Annotated in this window: 20 protein-coding genes; 5 read left to right on the forward strand and 15 right to left on the reverse strand. The window is 60.1% G+C overall.

Annotation, left to right across the window (positions count from 1 at the left end; all coding sequences use genetic code 11):
• Positions 1 to 160 precede the first annotated feature (160 nt).
• Both CFA77_RS14145 and CFA77_RS14150 read left to right on the forward strand, forming a co-directional pair.
• Complete coding sequence (locus CFA77_RS14145) at positions 161 to 3,034, forward strand: TonB-dependent receptor (RefSeq protein ID WP_206991243.1); 2,874 nt, start codon at positions 161 to 163, stop codon at positions 3,032 to 3,034.
• A gap of 119 nt (positions 3,035 to 3,153) precedes the next feature.
• Positions 3,154 to 4,296, forward strand: a complete 1,143-nt coding sequence (locus tag CFA77_RS14150) for a PQQ-dependent sugar dehydrogenase (protein WP_242517381.1) — start codon at positions 3,154 to 3,156, stop codon at positions 4,294 to 4,296.
• Between the two features lie 6 nt (positions 4,297 to 4,302).
• On the opposite strand, the gene recR is transcribed toward CFA77_RS14150, so the two are convergent.
• The 14 genes from recR to CFA77_RS14220 all read right to left on the reverse strand — a co-directional run bounded on the left by recR (position 4,303) and on the right by CFA77_RS14220 (position 14,204).
• Entirely contained in the window at positions 4,303 to 4,908 is a 606-nt protein-coding gene (gene recR / locus CFA77_RS14155) for a recombination mediator RecR (protein WP_206991245.1), read from the reverse strand.
• A 130-nt stretch (positions 4,909 to 5,038) separates the two neighbouring features.
• A complete protein-coding gene (gene ctrA, locus CFA77_RS14160; protein WP_034810668.1) occupies positions 5,039 to 5,752 on the reverse strand; it encodes a response regulator transcription factor CtrA in 714 nt (237 codons plus the stop codon).
• A 135-nt stretch (positions 5,753 to 5,887) separates the two neighbouring features.
• Complete coding sequence (locus tag CFA77_RS14165; protein ID WP_034810665.1) at positions 5,888 to 6,727, reverse strand: AAA family ATPase; 840 nt, start codon at positions 6,725 to 6,727, stop codon at positions 5,888 to 5,890.
• Positions 6,728 to 6,731: 4 nt separating this feature from the next.
• Positions 6,732 to 7,736 (reverse strand): flagellar biosynthesis protein FlhF-like protein, encoded by a 1,005-nt coding sequence (locus CFA77_RS14170; RefSeq protein ID WP_242517382.1) that lies wholly within the window; start codon positions 7,734 to 7,736, stop codon positions 6,732 to 6,734.
• Between the two features lie 171 nt (positions 7,737 to 7,907).
• On the reverse strand, positions 7,908 to 8,174 hold the full coding sequence (gene fliN / locus CFA77_RS14175; protein WP_034810661.1) for a flagellar motor switch protein FliN: 267 nt from the start codon (positions 8,172 to 8,174) through the stop codon (positions 7,908 to 7,910).
• Positions 8,171 to 8,575 carry a hypothetical protein gene (locus tag CFA77_RS14180; protein WP_034810659.1) on the reverse strand — a complete coding sequence of 135 codons (405 nt, stop codon included), beginning with the start codon at positions 8,573 to 8,575 and terminating at the stop codon, positions 8,171 to 8,173. The genes fliN and CFA77_RS14180 overlap by 4 nt, the downstream gene beginning before the upstream one ends.
• A complete protein-coding gene (locus CFA77_RS14185; protein ID WP_206991246.1) occupies positions 8,572 to 9,501 on the reverse strand; it encodes a FliG C-terminal domain-containing protein in 930 nt (309 codons plus the stop codon). Before CFA77_RS14185 ends, CFA77_RS14180 begins: the two co-directional genes overlap by 4 nt.
• A complete protein-coding gene (locus CFA77_RS14190; protein WP_206991247.1) occupies positions 9,498 to 10,175 on the reverse strand; it encodes a hypothetical protein in 678 nt (225 codons plus the stop codon). Before CFA77_RS14190 ends, CFA77_RS14185 begins: the two co-directional genes overlap by 4 nt.
• Positions 10,176 to 10,281: 106 nt before the next feature.
• Complete coding sequence (locus CFA77_RS14195) at positions 10,282 to 10,554, reverse strand: DUF1153 domain-containing protein (RefSeq protein ID WP_206991248.1); 273 nt, start codon at positions 10,552 to 10,554, stop codon at positions 10,282 to 10,284.
• A gap of 210 nt (positions 10,555 to 10,764) precedes the next feature.
• A complete protein-coding gene (locus CFA77_RS14200; protein ID WP_051607420.1) occupies positions 10,765 to 11,847 on the reverse strand; it encodes a phosphotransferase in 1,083 nt (360 codons plus the stop codon).
• Positions 11,848 to 12,486 carry a hypothetical protein gene (locus CFA77_RS14205; RefSeq protein WP_206991249.1) on the reverse strand — a complete coding sequence of 213 codons (639 nt, stop codon included), beginning with the start codon at positions 12,484 to 12,486 and terminating at the stop codon, positions 11,848 to 11,850.
• 13 nt (positions 12,487 to 12,499) lie between these two features.
• The gene (gene proC, locus CFA77_RS14210) at positions 12,500 to 13,309 is read right to left on the reverse strand and encodes a pyrroline-5-carboxylate reductase (protein WP_206991250.1); all 810 of its coding nucleotides are present in this window, start codon (positions 13,307 to 13,309) and stop codon (positions 12,500 to 12,502) included.
• Positions 13,310 to 13,319: 10 nt separating this feature from the next.
• Positions 13,320 to 13,823 (reverse strand): YbjN domain-containing protein, encoded by a 504-nt coding sequence (locus CFA77_RS14215; RefSeq protein WP_034810645.1) that lies wholly within the window; start codon positions 13,821 to 13,823, stop codon positions 13,320 to 13,322.
• A 129-nt stretch (positions 13,824 to 13,952) separates the two neighbouring features.
• The gene (locus CFA77_RS14220; protein WP_206991251.1) at positions 13,953 to 14,204 is read right to left on the reverse strand and encodes an accessory factor UbiK family protein; all 252 of its coding nucleotides are present in this window, start codon (positions 14,202 to 14,204) and stop codon (positions 13,953 to 13,955) included.
• Positions 14,205 to 14,289: 85 nt separating this feature from the next.
• Between CFA77_RS14220 and lgt the strand changes: the two genes are divergently transcribed.
• Positions 14,290 to 15,246 (forward strand): prolipoprotein diacylglyceryl transferase, encoded by a 957-nt coding sequence (gene lgt, locus CFA77_RS14225; protein ID WP_242517383.1) that lies wholly within the window; start codon positions 14,290 to 14,292, stop codon positions 15,244 to 15,246.
• Positions 15,247 to 15,253: 7 nt separating this feature from the next.
• A complete protein-coding gene (locus tag CFA77_RS14230; protein ID WP_206991252.1) occupies positions 15,254 to 16,300 on the forward strand; it encodes a class I SAM-dependent methyltransferase in 1,047 nt (348 codons plus the stop codon).
• A 6-nt stretch (positions 16,301 to 16,306) separates the two neighbouring features.
• On the opposite strand, the gene CFA77_RS14235 is transcribed toward CFA77_RS14230, so the two are convergent.
• Entirely contained in the window at positions 16,307 to 18,265 is a 1,959-nt protein-coding gene (locus CFA77_RS14235) for a S9 family peptidase (protein WP_206991253.1), read from the reverse strand.
• A 165-nt stretch (positions 18,266 to 18,430) separates the two neighbouring features.
• Here CFA77_RS14235 and CFA77_RS14240 point away from each other — a divergent pair, with 165 nt between their 5' ends.
• A complete protein-coding gene (locus CFA77_RS14240; protein WP_206991254.1) occupies positions 18,431 to 19,414 on the forward strand; it encodes an LLM class flavin-dependent oxidoreductase in 984 nt (327 codons plus the stop codon).
• The last annotated feature ends 7 nt before the right edge of the window (positions 19,415 to 19,421 follow it).

Consider the following 19,421-nt stretch of genomic DNA (forward strand, 5'->3'; position numbering starts at 1 on the left):
TTTAACACCCGCATTTTAAAACCCGTCATTACCCCAGCGTCATGTTGACAGACCCGTCACGAATGCATTCAGATGACAATTGAAGCAGGCCCAAAAGAGGCCGGCTCGGCTAAAATTGCTCGAGGCAGCACTAAAGCGGCCCGAGGGGAGGAAACAAAACATGCGAAATATCAGACACTCGAAATCCGTCTGGCTGGCTGGGGCATCCGCTCTCGTGGTCGGTCTGGTGGGGCCGGTGGCCGCCGCTCAGGATGATTCCGACGAAAGCCCGCGCACCCTGTCAACGGTCACGGTGACGACACAGAAAACCGAGGAATCCATTCAGGATGTTCCGATCGCGGTTTCCGCGTTCGATGAAGATGCCCTCGACCGGCTCCAGCTTGCCGGTGGCCCTGACCTGGTGAAATCCATTCCGAACGTCAGCTTCACCAAAGGCAACTTCACATCATTCAACTTCAAGATCCGCGGTATTGGCGCCGACGTGGTTGCACAATCCGGTGATGCGGGTGTGGGTATCCACCAGAACGACATTCCGCTTACGGCCAACCGCCTCTTCGAAGCCGAGTTCTATGATGTTGAACGTGTCGAAGTCCTGCGTGGCCCACAAGGTACGCTTTATGGACGCAACGCGACTGGCGGTGTGTTCAACCTGATTACTGCCAAGCCGGTACTGGGCGAATTCCAGGCAGATGCCGAGCTGACCTATGGCAATTACAACACGTTCAAAGGCAAGGGCATGGTCAACCTGCCCCTTGGCGAAAACGCCGCCCTGCGTGTGGCTGGCTCCTATCTCGGCCGTGACGGCTATGTGGACAATCTGACAACCGGCAATGATGTCGATGATCGTGACCTCTATAGTGTGCGGGCGACCCTCGCATTCGAGCCCACAGACTGGGCCCGTGGTTGGATTTCGGTTGAGCATTTCGAAGAAGACGATTCCCGCCTCCGCTCCGGTAAGCAGCTGTGCGACAAGGACGAAGGCTTCGACAGCTTCATGGGCATTCCGGTCTCAGCTGTTGACCAGTTGGCGACATCGCTCGGCTGTGAAGATGCTCCGCTCGACCAGTCCCGTGACCGCGTGAATTCGCAGGCCACCCTCGCTGGCGGCCTCGGCATCTTTGCCGGCCTCCTGAACGGTGATGTGAACCTGGCCCCGGCCATTTCGGACCTGCGCAAGATTGAGTCGGCCTTCGACCCAATGTACCAGGCCGATCAGACGCTCTATTCATGGAAAGCTGAAGCCGATATCGGCGACAATCTGCTGCTGACCTATCTCGGCAGTTATAGTGAGAGCTCGGTCGTATCGCGTGAGGATTACAACAAGGCCTCTGCATCACTGACCTTCAACACAACGGCCGGCCCCTTCATCAACCCGGCCCTGGCACCACTCTATCCCCTCCTGTTCCCAGGCGGCGTCGTGACCGATCCGGAACTTGGCGCTGCCAATTCCTTCCGGACCTTCGACCTGTCTGGTGGCAATAGTGAGCAGACCACTCACGAACTTCGGCTCCAGTCCGACTATGATGGTCCGTTCAACTTCAACCTTGGTGCCATCAAGGTGGATTTCGAATCCATCGATCCGTACAATGCTGAAGACGGTTATTACGTTCTGTCGAACGCGCTGACGGCTCTGACGCAGATCAATAATGCGGCTGGTGGCGCCCTGTTCGGCGGCAATGTTCCGCTCGATAGCGGCTCTACGACCTCCGATGGTGCGTCCCTGTTCGACCTGTCCCTGAATGGTGACGGCGGGAACTATTTCCGCTCGCTGTCCCCCTACCAGCTGGAATCCTTCGCTGTCTTTGGTGAAGGTTACTATGACGTCTCTGACGATCTCCAGCTCACGCTGGGACTTCGCTATACGGATGACCAGAAGGAACAGGACATCGTCTCGACCTTCCTGTTCACTCCACAACCAGCAGGCGCAGACCCACTTGCGTCTCAAGGCAAGCTGAAAGCCGACTTCCAGGAAATCACTGGCCGTATCGGTTTTGACTACACAGCTGATCTCGACTTCACAGACGATACGCTGATCTACGGCTTCTATTCCAAGGGCTACAAGGGTGGCGGCATCAACCCGCCACAGCCAGCAGGTGCAAACCTGTTCCCGCAGACCTTCGATCCGGAATTCATCAACTCGTATGAAATCGGAACGAAGAACACGTTTGCAGGCGGGACCGCCCAGCTGAACCTGACCGGCTTCATGTATGACTATGAAGGCTACCAGATCACGCAGATCATCAACCGCTCTTCGGTGAACATCAACGTGGACGCAGAGCTTCAGGGTCTTGAGCTGGAAGCCCTGTGGACGCCGGCAGACAATTGGCTGCTGACGGCTAATCTCGGCCTTCTGAATGCCGAAGTCGTCGACACTTATGGCATCGACGTGCTCGACCGCACCAATGGACGGGCAGATCTCGTCGCGCTGAAGAATTCCAGCACCTATTCGAACTGTGTCGTGTCCGCTCAGGGCTATGCCACAGTGCTGGGAGCCATTCAGGGCGGCCTGCTTGCTCCGGGTTCCACGCTTGGCCTCTGTACCGGCGCATTCTCCGGGCAGGAAGCCGCCTTCGGTCTGGACGGCGTCACCGTGACCTACACGGACTCCAATGGCGACACGCAGACGGCCACGGCCCTGCAGCCCATCGAAGGGGATGCCAAGAATCTGGATGGCAACTCCATGCCGGGCGCCCCGGACATGACGCTGAACCTGGCGGCGGAATACACATTCCCAGCCATCAGCAATTCCAACTGGGACCTTACGATCCGCGGCGACTACTACATGCAGTCGGAAAGCGAGAGCCGTATCTGGAACACGCCGCGCGATGGACTGGAATCCTGGTCCAACGTCAACCTGTCGATCCTGCTCAATAATCCAGAGAGCGGATGGGGCGTGGAAGTCTTCGCCAAGAACTTGACCGACGAGGAAGTCATCACCGGCACGTACCTGACCGACGATTCCTCAGGCCTGTTCACCAACGCCTTCCTGACCGAGCCAGCTCTCTACGGCGTCACGGTCAAGAAGTCCTGGTAGGACCCGGACTCATTTGAATTCCAAGGGCGGCCTTTCGAGGTCGCCCTTTTTGTTTGGCCAATCGGCAGGCTCGTCCTATGGTCCCAGCAAACCTCCCTGCCTCAAACGGAGACGCCCTCATGCGCCCTATCATCCCCCTGCTTCCGCTCGCACTGATTGTTGCCGCTTGTGGCGGGCCAGCTGAAACCACGCCGGTCGCAACAAGCGACTTTGACGTGAAACTCACGCCCGTCGTGACCGAGGCCGAGTGGCCCTGGGGCCTCGCCTTCCTGCCGAATGGCGATTTGCTGTTCACAGAGAAAGAAGGCGGCCTGAAATTCGTGGCTGGTGGCGAGGGCACCCCCTCTTCCGTGACCGGCCTGCCGGAAGCGTTCATTGAAGGTCAGGCAGGATATCTTGGCCTGGTGCTGGATCCGGACTTCGAGACCAACCGCATGGTCTACATCTCCTATTCCAAGGGCGATGGTGCCGCGAACGCAGCAGCCGTCATCAAGGGCCGCCTCAGCGACGATGCCAGCGCGCTGGAAAATGTTGAGGAAATCTTCTGGGCCGATGCGCGCGATACCGCCTACCATTATGGCTCGCGCCTGCAATTTGCGAATGACGGCACCCTGTTCGTTTCCCTCGGCGAGGGCTTCAGCTTCATGAAGGATGCTCAGGATCCCACCAATACGCATGGTACCATCGTCCGCATCAACACAGACGGCTCTATTCCTGCAGACAATCCGTTTGCCGATGGTGAAGCCGGTGCGCCCCCAGTCTGGTCCTATGGTCACCGCAATGTGCAGGGGCTCTACTACGACACCGCCACGGACACGTTGTACGAGACAGAACACGGCCCCAAAGGCGGCGACGAACTCAACATCTCCACGCCCGGCGCGAATTATGGCTGGCCCAAGATCACCTATGGCGTGAATTATGATGGCACAATCATAACGAATGAGACCGAAGCCGAAGGCATGGTTCAACCGCTCACTTATTGGGTACCATCAATTGCTCCTTCAGGCCTCACCATGCTGACCAGCGACGTTTATCCGGGCTGGAAAGGCGACCTTTTCACGGGCGGCATGAACGGTCCGGCCGGACTGGAGCTGACGCGGATCGACATGGAAAATGGAGAAGTGGTCGGCAAGCAGTCACTGTTTGACGAAGAATATGCGATCCGTGACGTGGTTCAGGGCCCCGATGGTCACCTCTATGTCGCGACCAAGGATTTCGACGGCATATTCCGCGTGGATATCGCTGAAGCGGAAGCCGAATAGGCCCGATCAGATATCGCGGCGTGACCTGAGTGCGGCGGCGAGCGTACCATCATCGAGATGGTCCAGTTCGCCGCCCACAGGTACGCCATGCGCCAGACGCGTGACACTGACGCCCTTCCCTTCAAGCAACTCGGCCACGTAGTGCGCTGTCGTCTGGCCATCAACAGTGGCATTGAGCGCCAGGATCACTTCGCGTATGCCGCCCGCCTCCACGCGGGTCACCAATGACGGAATGTTGAGGTCATCTGGCGTAATACCGTCGATCGCCGACAGGACGCCGCCGAGCACATGGTAACGCCCCCGGAACGCGCCACCGCGCTCCAGCGCCCAGAGATCCGGCACGTCTTCCACCACGCACACCAGCGCATCATCGCGCCCACCTGCCTGGCACACTGCGCAAGGCTGCACCGTGTCGAAATTCCCGCAGACCTTGCACCGTTCGATCTTTTCGCCCGCCTCAGCCAGCGCGTCGGCCAGCGGTTTCAGCAAAGTGTCGCGACGCTTGAGCAGGAACAGGGCAACGCGCCGCGCAGACCGGGGCCCGAGGCCCGGCAGGCGCGAGATCAGTTCAATCAGGCGAAGGATTTCAGGACCGGCAGAATTCTGGGACATGGCGTTCAATGTCAGCTATTTGCGCCTGGTTGCAAGCCGGAACGTGCAAAAGCCATTTGCGCGCAAAACAAAACCCCGACCTTTCGGCCGGGGTTCGGGAAGCACTCTTAAAGCTTCAAAACTCTGGGCGTCAGGCCGCCGCTTCGACTTCCGCCGTCTTCGAGCTTGGACGCGGATCGCGCAGAACATAACCGCGCCCCCAGACCGTTTCGATATAGTGGTTGCCGTTGGTCGCATTCTGCAGCTTCTTGCGCAGCTTGCAGATGAAGACGTCGATGATCTTCAATTCTGGCTCGTCCATGCCGCCGTAGAGGTGGTTCAGGAACATTTCCTTGGTCAGCGTCGTGCCTTTCCGGAGGGAAAGAAGCTCGAACATCTGGTATTCCTTGCCGGTCAGATGAACGCGCTCGTCGTCCACTTCCACGGTCTTCGCGTCGAGATTCACAACGATTTCGCCCGTGCGGATCACGCTCTCGGCATGGCCTTTGGAGCGACGCACAATGGCGGTGATGCGGGCGATCAGCTCGTCCTTGTTGAATGGCTTGGTGAGATAGTCGTCGGCGCCGTAGCCGAGCGTCTTCACCTTCGCTTCAATGTCGGGATTGCCGGAGAGGATCATCACAGGCGTGTTCACACGGCCCATGCGCAGCTGCTTGAGCACTTCGTACCCGGAAATATCAGGCAGTGAGAGGTCAAGCACGATCATGTCGTACTCATAGACCTTGCCGAGGTCCACGCCCTCTTCGCCGAGGTCGGTGGTGTAGATGTTGAAGCCTGCAGCCTTCAGCATCAACTCGATGGAACGAGCCACCGCACTATCATCTTCAATCAGCAGGACGCGCATCTCTCGTCTCCCGAATCATCATTACGACCAAGCTAGCCGCATTTCCTGTCAATGTGAATCCTACGGGCTGTTCCTTTAACGAAGGTTAACAAGCCGTACGATCCGCCCCCAAAACTTCTACTTTCTTCACACAGATTAATAGCCAATATCGACACCTTGACGGGCGCCTATGAGCATCTGGGAAATTGCAATTGCGTCCTGGATCGGCTGTGCCTGCTGGTCTGTGGAGATCAGCGTCTTCTGGCAGCGGATCGCATCGCGCACCTTCGGGTCCCGCATTACGGTACCCGCAAGATGTGGACGGAAGCCGAGGAAGGTCTGGCAAGCGCGCGCAATCGCTTCATAGGTGCGCTGGCCTGCGGCCCGAGACTCGGCCTGATTGATACAGATGACCGGTTCGACGTTCGGCGCGTAACCGCGCAACACCTTGATGAACGCGTAAGCGTCCGTCATCGAGGTCGGCTCGTCGGTAATGACCATGAGCGCCTTGTCGGCGGCGCGCGCCAAGCGCATGCAATTGGCTTCGATCCCGGCGCCAAGGTCCACGACCACCTGGTCGTATTGCAGCGCCAGCGCCGAAAGGCCTGCAGCAAGGCGGGCAACTTCCTCAGGCGGAAGCTCAGCCAGCGCGCCAGAGCCGGATCGGCCAGGCAATACGTCAAAGCCGCCATCTGCTGCGCCGCCATCGACGGCCGTCACAGCGTCATCCAGTTCGACCCAGCCTGCGATGACCGCGGCGAGGTCGGTTTCCGGAGCGATGCCGAGTTGAACGTCGACATTGGCAAGGCCCAAATCGCCATCCACCAACAGTGTGCGCTTGCCGGCCTGGGCAAAAGCGGAGGCCAGGGTAATGGCCATGAAAGTCTTGCCGACACCACCTTTGCCACTCGCAACAGCGATGATCGAGGCTGGCGCGACGCGAGGGGTCGGCCGCTGAGCCGGACGTTCCTGCGATTTTCGAAGCATGAAGCTCATAGGACTACGCAGCTCCTTTCAGGGCGATCACATCGCCGGGGGCATCTTCCATCAACAAGGCAGCCAGCCGGGACGGCGCTGCCGGCACCAGCCCGCCGCCTATAAAGGGCGTAACGGCAAGGTGCGAGAAGGCGATTCCCGCAGAAGACAGAGCCGAAATGGCCCCTCCCCGCCTGCGGGCAATATCGAGTTTGGTCAGGATAGCGCGGCGTATGCCAGCGCGGGCAAAGATGCGGGCAGCATCTGCCTGATCTTCCGGGTGACCTTCGGCTGACATGACAAGTACGGGCTCGGCGCGCACGACCTGAATCAGGTCCTGCAGACTGTCCATGTCATCCTGGTCGAACGCATTGATCGATGGCAGGTCAATCACACAGCGATGCCCGGCGGCCCGTGCGGTGCGCAACGTGTCGAAAAGGGCATCTGGCGTCAAAGCGGTGCGAATCTGGCCACGCTCCTGTTCCAGATAGGCTGCGAGCTGAGCGCCGCCTGCAGTTCCATCAAGGTCTGCAGCGATTGGCAGGATGGCCGTACGGGCAACCGCCGCCCGGCGGGTCAGTTTCGCTGCAGTGGAGGTCCGGCCATGTCCTGGCGGTCCCACGAGGATGATGTCGCGTTCCATGCGGGCCGCAATCGGATCGCAGGTGACGATGCGCTCCAGACCGGCCGCGATCGAATCCTCTGGCGAGTCGCCCGGAACCGCATTCTGATCAGCGCCCTCATGAGCGACCCGATCCGCAAAGCGCTTGGGGGCGCCATGCCATAGAAGAGCGTCGCGAACGCGACTGTAGAGAGGGTTTTCAGAGCCACGACCATGTCCGGTGCCACGGGCTTCTCGCAGGAATAGCGGTTCGCTTGGAACAACGCCGCCTCCCAGCTTGTCCGTTGCAGCGCGAACTTCCACACCGCCGTCGATCTCCCGTTCAGACAGGATGACCGCGTCCGCTCCCATTTCGGCAAAAATCATCGCTTTGGCGGCCTCAAGGGTCTCCGCGGCGAACATCTTCATGCGCATGTTTGCATGTTCCCTTGTGTTGATCACCCCGCCGATCGCCACCCCAATAGGCCGACAGGACATGCTTTCGTTGGAAGCAGTTAACACCGGCAAAGGTTAACAACTTCCTTTCTTCCGTTAGGAATTGGGCGGCCTTGCAATGTTTTAATGATAATTGCCTAAGCGTCAGGCAGCCGCGCGATCGTCGACGATTTCCGACAGGGTCACGCCCAATTGGCCATCCGCAATAACCAGTTTGCCCCGCGCCATCAGGCGATCTGACAGATAGATGTCAACCGGCTCACCCGTATGGCGTTCCAGGGCAACGATGTCCCCTTCTGCCATGGCCATCAGTTCCTCGATGGGCATCCGCAGTTCACCCAGCACCACATCCACCCGGACAGGCACATCCATCAGGCTCTTTTTCAGCGCGGGATTGGCAGAATCAGTCATGAGGTACCTTCGGGTGTAACACGCGTGAGAGATTGCCGGGCGTCGAACAGATCACCCTGCCCGTCAAGAATAGTGCGGGCGGTGGCCCTTATTAACGCATGGGCCCGGTCACTGAAACCCTCCTCATAGGCGCAGGCCTCCAGATGACCTGTCAGCGCCACGAGATTGGCGAGGGCTTCGTTGAGTGCATTCGTCACGCCCTGCAAGCGCTCGCTGTCGGCGCGGGCCGCTTCGGCGCGCACACTGGCAGCGCCTTCCGCACGGGCTTCCGCCAGCATTTCCAGCAATTCCGGCGTGGTCAGCTTGACCGGTGGGTCAAGCTCGACCGGAGCCGCTTCGCCCGGACTGAAATCGCTGCGAAATTCAAATTGCGTAACAGATTTGACAGCGCGGTGGATCATTCGACGAGTTCATCCTCATCTTGCGGACGCCCTGCGCGAATGTCTCCGCGCTCGATCAGCGTGCGGGCCAGATCAACCAGTTCCATTCGTGCGGCTTCAATCTCGCTGCGGCGCACGGCGCCAAGCATGTCGATTTCCTCGCGCAGCAATTCTCCAGCGCGTTGCGTCATGTTTCGGAAGAAGGCCGCGCGGGTCTCTTCGCGTGCGCCTTTCAGCGCAAAGGTGAGGCGTGTACGGTCTGCGGCAGACAGCAAGGTCTGCAGTCCCCCCGCATCCAGATTCGCCAGATCGTCGAAAGTGAACATCAATGAGCGGACGCGCTGTCCGGCGCCTGGCACAGCGGATTCCAGCGCAGACAAAAGGCTTTGTTCTGAACGGCTATCCATCCGGTCAAAGATACGAGCGACACCTTCATGACCACCGGTTCGGGAAGCTGGCGCCGCGCCGGCCATCCATGCCGACACGGCTGTTTCGAGCGCTGCGACCGCGCTTGGATGCGCTGGCCCCAGATGTAACAGGCGTTGCAGCACATCGACGGCGACAGGTTTCTCGAGCGCCTTCAACATGCGCGCCGAGGCTTTGCCATCCAGGCGGGAAAGCATCAGGGCAAGTGCTTGCGGGTGCTGGCCCTCAGCCAGTTTCAAAAGGTCCCGCGTTTCAAGTTCAGACACTTCAGCCCAGATTGGCGTATCGGCTTCGGCAGATGCGCCGCTGCGCGCATGCGCCTGTTTGTAGCTTTCCAGCGCATCAGTCTCATCACGCAAATCATCATCCAGCGCGTCCATTGCGGCAGAAAGTGCGCGGGCTTCCTGCGGGCTCAATTCGCTCCAGACTGGCGCGGCCTCAGGCCCCAGAGCGCGCATCAGACGCGCCGACCGAGCAAGCCCGGTCGTGCCGCGCGGCCGGGAAATCGCCAGCGCGCTCATGCGGCATCTCCTTCACCGCGCATCCAACTGCGCAGGATCGATGCGGTGCGCGCGGGATCCTTGCGCACAAGGGATGCGGCGTCCGGGTCCGGCTGGCGGACCGGGCGTGGTTTGGACACCGGAATGATGTCGGCAGATTCGATGCGGGTCGACTTTCGGTCAGCTGGCGCGCCGGTGCTCGTCGCCGCGGGAGCCGCATCAAGCGGGGCACGAAAACCAACCCATGCCAACAAACCGCAAAGCAATGCGTACAGGCCAAGCTCGGTCCAGCCAGTTGCATCCGGACGACCGGCAACACCGCGCGCGAAGTCAGCCTGTTCGATGATCAACTGATCGCCGGTTTCAGGCGACAGGAGAATGGCGGAACTTGCAAGACGTTGCAGGGTTGGTGCGGTCTCGCTCGCATCTGACGCCAGCAGGATGAGGACCGATCGGCCTGAGCGACCATCGCCGGACACGGAAAGGCGGATATTTCCCGTGCCAGCCACCGGCTCAAGAATACCCATCAGGGAAGTTTCAATGGCTGATCCAGGCACCCAGGATTCAACGGGCTGGGTGAACAGGTCGCTGGCACGCCAGCTGCCCAGCACGCCAGCAATGACAAGCGCAAACAGCGCGACTGCTCGTGTGGAGAGCATCGCGCTGCCTTGGAATTTTGCGAGCTTATGGTCCATTCGCCACTCCTGTTGCCGGGTAAACTTCCGGCATTCAGGACCAGTGATAGGCGCTGGCATTTAAATTTGTGTTTAACGGAGAGGAGTCCGTTAACCGTGACGCGTCCTAGCGGCGGTATTGCTGCAAACGTGTGGTCCGCAGTCCCTTGGTTCCGTGACGGGAGTAAAGCTTCTCCCACGTCTCGAACTCTTCTTCGCTCAGGCTGTAGCGATCACAAGCAGCCTTGCGGGACAGGAGCCCCCCGGAGACTGCTGCAACGACTTCAGCTTTGCGACGCGTAACCCAACGCGAAATGTTAGGTGACGGAAGATCCGCCAGAGTCAGCATTTGGCCATCCGGGCCGGGGACGCTGATGTTACGTGCATTGTGCTGTTCCATGTCCACACCATTCTAGTTGCTATGACAGGACTGCCCGGCTTCTCCGGGCGCCATGGAAATCAACATACAGGGTGGGGTTTAAGCCGAGGCGTAAGCGACCCGGTCAGTTTTACTCCCCCGGTTAGAGGAATGTTTGGAAAGCTGTACCGGGCCGGGACAAAATGTGGGAATCGGCTGGATTCATTACAGAAAGTATAACTTTCGCCTGGATTACGGCAGCAATGCCAGCGCATCATTGTCGCGTGCCTGCGCTGCGTGACGGCGCAGCATGGTGAGGAACATCTCGTCTCCGCGGTCCGTCTGTTTCACCAGCATCGCGGCCCCGAAAGCGACCGACATGCCGTAAAAGCTGAACCAGCGATAATGATCGTAGAGCGCCTCGAACGAATAGTCGGAAATACCCTGCTCGGTCAGCCGCGCATGATAGAAGCGCAGCAATGCCTGCTCGTGCTTTGGCCGGTCTTCGCGCGTCAGGCCCGCTCCGATGAAGTATGCGACATCGCCAGCTGGCGCGCCCTTGCCAGCTGTTTGCCAGTCTACAACGGCCAGTGGCTTGGGTGCCGCGTCCGCGCCGAACAACATGTTGTCGAGCCGGAAATCATTGTGCGTAAGCGCGTGCGGGCCGTCATAACCCTCACTCCAGGCTGGCAACGCGGCCGCATAGGCATCGCCCACAAGGATGTCGTCAGCCTCCAGCCGTTCACCATACCGATCCTTGAATCCATGCCAGAGCCCACTCACTGCTTCCGGTGTCAGCGCGGGTGGCGGCGCAAGGTCACTGCCCTGCAACCAGGCGTGCGTATCAAGCGAAGGATCATTCCAGTACGCGGCATGCAACACAGCCGCTGCCGACAAGGCACGCTCGGCCTCGGCAACGCTACACCCCTGAAGTTGGTCGCCCTGCTCTGACGGCGCCATGTCTTCCATGATCAGCGCGAACCGGTTCGTGTCCGGGTCATAATCTGTGTAAAATGCCGCGGGTGTAATCACGCCGGCCACTTTCGGAAAAGTTCGATAGAATTTTACTTCCCGCTCATAATGGCCGAGCAGCTTGGCAGTCATCAGGCTTTCCGGGCTGTCAGACGGAAACTTGCCTACCAGTGTCGCCGGAGCATTCGGCCCCTTGCGCGCATAGTCGAAAACAAAGCGGACATTCTCGCCGATCTGTCCGGTGCCGATGGATTTTGCGGTGAGGCCAGCAACCTCGGCGTCAATACCGATCTCTCCAAATAGCGCATTGAACCAATCCGCTCCCAATGAGAGCGGGTCTGCGTCGAGGCCTGGTCGACTCATTCATGTTTCCTCCGGTTTCGTTTCCTCGTCGGCAGTGTTGTCCTGCCGTGTTTTCTTTTTTCCCCAGCCGGTGAAGCGCTGAAGCTGCTCCATCCGGTCTTCGGCGTCGCGCAGGCCCTTGTCGAGCGCGGCCATGGTCAGCGCGAAATCGCCGCTTGTTTCCTTGCGCCAGGCGCGTTCGGCTGTGTCGATCACATAACCAATCGCGACGGATTTGAGCCCCACCGGCGCGCCGGAGCGATTGTCGAGCCCGGCCGAGACAAGCGCCCAGTCGGCGCTGCGCTTTCGGGCGAGTGGAAGCGAGAGCAAGAGCAACGGCGTATGGTCGCGATACTTCATCAGCGAAAGGAGACCGGCACGGTGTGCTTCCATTGCCTCGAACCGCAGCATGATGACGTCGAACAGGCGTTCCCGCGGGCTTTCATCATGCGACACGCCCTCTTCCGACATGGCCTTGTCGAAATAGGGGTCGGCATGTGCGGCAAGATCATCCTTGCCGGCAAGGCCATGAAATTCGGAAAGACTGGTATCTGCGGCCTCCGCAATGGCCGACAGTGTCAGATCGGCCCAGGGCGTCTCGTCGGCAAGTTCCAGTGCGGCGAGCAGGCCCTTTTCCAATATGCCCGCCTGCGTCGTCATCGGTAACTGTCCTCTAATCCGGCTCTCTGGAAAGCTCCCGGTCGCGGGTCACAGCAGCGCGCAGGGCTTTCCTCAGCAATATAGGCATCCCACCGTCATCCATAAGGATGTCAAGAGCGGCCTGGGTGATGCCGCCGGGGGAAGTGACCATTTTTCTGAGCGCATTTGGAGTCTGGCCAGATTGTTCCATCAGGGCCGCCGCGCCGATGATCGTCTCGATGGCAAGGCGCGCCGCCATGTCCTTTGGCACGCCTTCGGCCTCTCCGGCTTCGGCCATCACCTCGGCAAGCAGGAAGACATAGGCCGGGCCGCATCCTGAAATGCCAGTCGCGGCAACCATCGTCTTCTCGTCCATTGGCCCTTCGACAAGCCCGAGCGGTGTGAGCAGCTTGCGGGCGGTTTCAATATCCACAGAGCCCAGCGACGAGGCCGCCGACAGCAGCGTGACGCCCTTGCCGACGGACCCCGGCGTGTTCGGCATGGCGCGGATCACATGCGGTGTGCCGAGGCGGTCTTCGAGCTGGCTCAGCTTGATCCCGCCCATGACAGAGATCACCAATGTTCTCTCATCGATGTATTGCTTGATGCTTTCAGCAGCGCGCGTGAATTGCTGGGGCTTGATACCCAGAACGACGATGCGCGCAGGCGACGGGTCCGGGTTGAGCGTGATGCGGCCGGCTTCAGCCCATTCTTGCACTTGCGGGGTCGGGCGCGGCGCGACGATGGAAATACTAGGCTTGGATCGCCCCGACAGCCAACCGGACGCCAGTGCGCCGCCCATGCGGCCTGCCCCGATCAGGACAATTGACTGTGCCGCCGCCACGCGCCGGGTCTCAGGCTTCGCCGTGGGTTTCGAACATGACCGCATCCATCGCTTCGCGTGGGCTCTTGCCAGCCCAGATCAGGAAGTTGAACGCAGGCACAAACCGGTCAACGGCGCTGACGGCCGCCGCGATGGTCGAACGGAGCTCGCCCAGCGAGGCTTCATCCCGATCCATCATGGAAAAGGTATATCGGAAAATGACCACACCTTCGTCTGCCCAGTAATCAAAGTGGCCGAGCCAGAGGCGCTCATTGGCCATGATGATCAGTTCGGACAGCTGACGGCGTTTGTCAGCAATCGGCTTGATGTCGAGGGTGACGGAAAAATGGATCGCGGCTGGCTCAGGGCGAAACGCAAACAGCGCGCCCATATCACCCCAACGGGTCTCAGCCACAGCCTGAATAGTGCCTTCTTCGTCGCGTTCGTGTTGCCACCCGGCGATTTCGAGGGCCTCTTCGACGCGATCGAGCGGATCGATCCCTTCGAATTCTTCGCGTGAAAGATCAAGGCTCATGAAAGTCTCCCCTTCTTTCTGAAGTCATGGACACAGGATTCGTGCCCAATGGCCATCCCCGTTGAAACGCGGCGCAGGGTCTGCGTCCACCCCGAACAACAGGTAGGCATATAAAGTCTGTGGGTTGCGCTATTTGGATTTTGCGGCCGTTTCGAGCTCTGCCACACGCGCTTCCAGCGCTTCGACACGCTCCAGCGCCGCCGTGGCGAGCGTCTTCAGTGCCTCGACTTCGTCGCGGCCCGCCAGGTCCATATCGGCGATCAGGCCCTTCACGCGGGCCTGGGCTGCGGTCTTCGCCTCTTCGCTTGCGGCCCGTGCAGCACCCATTGCGCCGGTCATCAGACCTGCAATGTCATCTAGCAGTGGATTTGTTGTGGCCATGCGGCTACTCCTTCGCGGCATCGGGCGGACAAGTTCTCGGTCCCCTAACAGATAGGTCCTTATCCATACAGGGAAAAGACGCTGCATGCTGGATATGATGAGCTTCGCTGCAACCCTCCTGCCCGCTGCGGCGCTGACCTTCCCGGATGTCAGTCCGGCGCTGGTCTCCATTGATCTCGGCTTTCTTGGCCTCGGCACCTTCCATTTGCGCTGGTACGCGCTCGGCTACATGGCCGGAATCGCGCTTGCCTGGTGGTATGCCAGCGCGATGATCCGGCGTCCGCGCCTGTTTGGCGGCACCAGCCCGCTGACCAAGGACCAGCTCGACGACATCATGTTCTGGATCATTGTCGGCATCATTCTCGGCGGACGGTTCGGCTATGTCCTGTTCTACATGGTGCCCTACCAGTTCGACGTGATCGCGGCGAACCCGCTGACCATTTTCAAGATCTGGGATGGGGGCATGGCATTTCATGGCGGCATTCTGGGCGTTACCATCGCGCTTATCCTGTTCGCGCGCCGTCGCAAAGTGTCTCTGCTCTCGATTGGCGATATTGCCGGCGTCGTCGCGCCTATTGGCATCGGCCTCGTCCGACTCGCCAATTTCGTGAACGCCGAACTCTATGGTCGCCACACGGATGCGCCCATCGGCATGGTGTTCCCGGAAGGTTATGTGCGCGGCTCGACGCCGCCGGCCTATAATTGGGATACAGGCGAATGGGCCTATACAGACTTCGAGACCGCACGCCATCCGAGCCAGCTGTATGAAAGCGTACTGGAGGGTTGGTTACCGCTGATTGTGGGATCGATCCTGATCTGGCGCTTTGGTGCGCTGAAGCGGCCCGGCCTTATCGCCGGCCTGTTCCTGCTGATCTATGCGACCGGCCGTACCATCGTGGAGAATTTCCGCCTGCCCGACAGTTTCGTCGAGGGCCTGCCGGACTGGATCACGATGGGCCAGCTGCTCTCCATCCCGATGTGGATCGGCGGCGCCTGGCTGGTCTGGAATGCGCTGAAGACAAAGCCTGTAGCCGCGGACTGATCTGCCCATGACCCTCAAGGATCGCATCATCCGCCTGATCGAGACCGGCGGCCCCATCCCGGTTTCGACCTATATGCAGCTTGCCCTGCATGACTCGGCCCAAGGCTATTATGCCACGCGCCCCGGCCTTGGCACGGATTTCATCACGGCGCCGGAAGTCAGCCAGGTCTTCGGCGAACTGATCGGCCTGTGGGTCGTGAATGAATGGCGGGCCATGGGCGCGCCGGACTCGTTTCATCTGGTCGAGATTGGTCCCGGTCGCGGCACGCTGATGGCGGATGCGCTGCGCCTCGCCTATGTCGCGGGCGGCCGCGAATTTGCCGATGCCGCCAAACTCACCCTCGTCGAGCCGAGCCCGGAATTGCGCAAGGTGCAGGCAGAGCGTCTCAACGATTATACGCCGTCTTTTGCCGACACGCTCGGCAATGTGTCCGCCGGGCCGATGATCCTGGTCGCGAATGAATATCTCGACTGCCTGCCCGCCCGCCAGTTCCGCAAGGCGGATGGCCAGTGGCGCGAATGCGTGGTCGGGCTGGATGCGGACGGGGCGCTGGCCTTCGGCCTCGCCGCCGACGAGCAGCGCGCCCCCGATGGCGCCGCCGAAACATCAGAGGCGGTCGAGGTCCAGATCGGCTTCGACCTGTTGATTGCAGACCTCCTCACCCGCCCCGCGCCGATGCGCGCGCTGTTCATCGATTACGGCCCCGCCGATGCCACGCCGGGCGACAGCCTCCGCGCCTTCAGCCAGGGCGAGCAGGTCTCCCCCCTCGCCCAGCCGGGCGAAACCGATTTGACCGTGGACGTGGATTTCGGACGCCTGAAACGGCTTGCCGCGCGCATGGGACTGGATGTGGCCGGGCCGACACCGCAGGGCATGTTCCTGATGGGGCTCGGGGCGCAGGCACGGCTCAACCAGCTGGTCGAGGCCAATCCCGACCATGCCGACGCGATCTTCAACAATGCCCAGCGGCTGATCGACCCGAAAGACATGGGCAGCCGCTTCAAGGCGATCTGCCTGTCGAGCACGGGCCTTCCCGCGCCGGTTGGGTTCTAGGCGCCCCTACTCGGCTTCAGCGCCGATATGCTGGTCTATGAATGTCGCCATAGCGCTTAATGCGTCAATTCGCGTATCGCCATCCGACATCCAGTGATCCTCACCTTCCAGTTCGAGGAAGGTCACATCCTTGCCGGCTTTTTCGAGAGCCCGTTCCATGATCTCGCTCTGCTTGATCGGCACGACGGTGTCGTCATTGCCATGGATCAGCAGTACGGGTGCCGTGAACTTGTCTGCGGCTCTGGCTGGCGAGATAGCATCCAGCTTCTCGCGCTCTTCATCAAGATCGCCTATGTTTTCCTGCCAGTAGTCCAGCGCCCAATGCTTGCGCCCATTATCCCACTTCACATCCACGAGGAGGGGTCGAATGTCCGACACGGGTGCAATCGCCACGACGCATTTGTACAGGTCAGGTGTGAACGCACCGCCCGCGAGCGCCGCATAGCCGCCATAGCTGGCCCCGACAATGCAGACACGTGTCGGGTCTGCCAGGCCCTGCTCCACCAGCGTCTGCACGCCATCAGTGATGTCATCCTGCATCTTGCCGCCCCACTCCCTCTTGCCGAGAATCCGGTGCTCAGTTCCGTAGCCTGACGACCCCCGGAAATTCGGCTGAAGCACGAGGTAGCCCCGATTGGCGAAATACTGCGCCATCCAATCGAACCCCACCGCGTCATACGATTCTGGTCCGCCATGTGGCATCACGACCAGAGGCAGCTTGCTGGCCGTTTCAATATCCACGCCTGCCGGCCAGGTCAGGATCGACGGAATGTTGAGCCCATCCCGGGCTTTATAATTGACAGAAACCATCTGGCCGACGGCGTCTGGGGGTATGTTGTCACGCTCATCCGCGACGAGCATCATTTGGCCGGTTTCCCGATCCTGCAGGACATAGCTGCCGGGCGTGTCGCTGCCATAGATCAGGTAGAGTAGCTTCGACCAGTCATCGGTCCAGGATACGAGATTTACGGAGGCCGTGGAAAACTGGTTCACCATGCCCGAGACGGCCGCGTCCACATCCGGATCATAAAACTTGTACGAGGGCACTGCGCCGGAATATTCGACACCGAGAACGAACCGGTTCCCATCCTTGATGATCCGCTCGATCGTACCGCCCTTCCCGCCGAGCGATGCAGGCGTCAACTGCCCCGAGAAATCGAGCTCATAAACGTTTCCGGAATCATCGGCATCACTACCGTCGGAAAACAGCAAGGCGGACCGGTCAGCCTTGATACCCGTGACACCGGGGGGCAGTTGCGATGTTTCGAGTTCATAGATGAGCTCACGCTTCCCGTTCACATAGGTATAAACCCTGTAGGTATCCGTGGTGTTATTATAGTCCTCCCGCGCAAGTACCGTCCCATCCTTGTCCACGAACCAATCAACCGTATTGTCGACACCGCTCTTGAACCGTCTTCCTTTGCCGGTCTTCAAATTGACGCGCAGCAGGCTGTAATTCGGATGAGAATAGCGATCTCCGACATAAGCCGGCATGAAGATGTAGCCGGGGTCGGCATCGTCACCGACAATCCGCCCAAGACGGCCCTGGGCAGGATAGATGTTGTCCGTACCCCTCAACAGGAATGTCAGTTTCTTAGTCTTCAGACTGAAAGAGAAAGCGCCCGAATATTCAAACTCCCCCCGAAACCCGATCACGAACTTCGTTTCCGAAGCAAGGATGACGATGTTCTCCTCATCGGCGAACCAGATGTCACGCGTGGCAACGTCGTCGATCTTCACGTGATAGGTCTTCTGTCGCGTCGCGAAGTCAAACGTGACCAGATAGTCCGCCCGTTCCCGGCGCTCGGCAAAGGCAACGATCGATCCATCCGGAGACAGGGCCATGTACCGGATTGAGGGCAGGTCGCCATAGGCTTCCAGCGGCGGATGGGTGACCTCGGCGCTGGCCGTGTTGAAGCCAAAGCCGAGCCATGCCGCCAGAACGGCGAGGACCAATACTCTCATACAGGATCTCCCCAATAACTGCGTTCAGGCTATTTTGGATGGAAAGGCGAGGCAACACCGAAACCGCCCGATTCCGACCAACTCCACCCTTCCGCTGCGCAAGCCGGGCTTGGCTTTGGCGGCGCAGTCCCCATGTCTCAGGGATGCAATGCAAGGGGCCTTGATGTGGCTGAACTTTCGATCCTGGAACTCGGACGCGTGCGCGAGGGCTTTACCCGCGCCGACGCGCTGAACGATGCCCGACGCCTCGGCCAGCACGCCGAGGCCCTTGGCTATAAGCGGCTCTGGGTCGCCGAGCACCACAATATGAAAGCCGTCACGACGGCGGCCACCTCGCTCGTCGTTTCGCACATTGCGGCTGGCACGAAGACCCTCCGCGTGGGCGCTGGCGGCATCATGTTGCCCAATCACGCGCCCTATATCATCGCCGAACAGTTCGGCACGCTGGAGGCGCTCTATCCGGGCCGCATCGACCTCGGCCTTGGCCGCGCCCCCGGCACGGACCAGATGACCCTCCGCGCCCTGCGGCGTGACCCGACCAGCGCCGACCGTTTCCCACAGGATGTTCTGGAACTGCAGGCCTTTCTCGGCCCGGTCGAGCCCGGCCAGAAGATCGAGGCTGTGCCCGGCTCCAATTCGAATGTCCCGCTCTGGATCCTCGGCTCCAGCCTGTTCGGCGCGCAGGTCGCGGCCGCCTATGGCCTGCCCTATGGCTTTGCCTCCCATTTCGCCCCGCAGGCGCTGGATGATGCGCTGGCTACCTATCGCGCCAACTTCCAGCCATCAGATCAGCAGAAGACCCCCTATGCCCTGATCGGCGTGAACATCATCGCTGCCGAGACGAATGAGGAAGCGGAATATCTCGCCACCTCCCAGCAGATGTCGTTCGCAAATCTCGTGCGCGGCGACCGCAAGCTGACCCAGCCGCCGATTGACGACATCGACACCTATTGGACCCCGGAAGAGAAAATGCGCGCGTCACACATGCTGAATTTCAGCATCATCGGGGACGCGGATACGGTGAAACGCGGCGTCGAGGCCCTGCTCGCCCGCACACAGGCCGACGAGCTGATGATCGTCTCCGACATGTATGATGTCGACAAGCGCCTACGCTCGTTCGAAATCATCGCGAACGTCCTGAAAGACTGAATTGTCG

It is taken from the genome of Hyphomonas sp. KY3, from assembly GCF_017309975.1.
Lineage (GTDB): Bacteria > Pseudomonadota > Alphaproteobacteria > Caulobacterales > Hyphomonadaceae > Hyphomonas.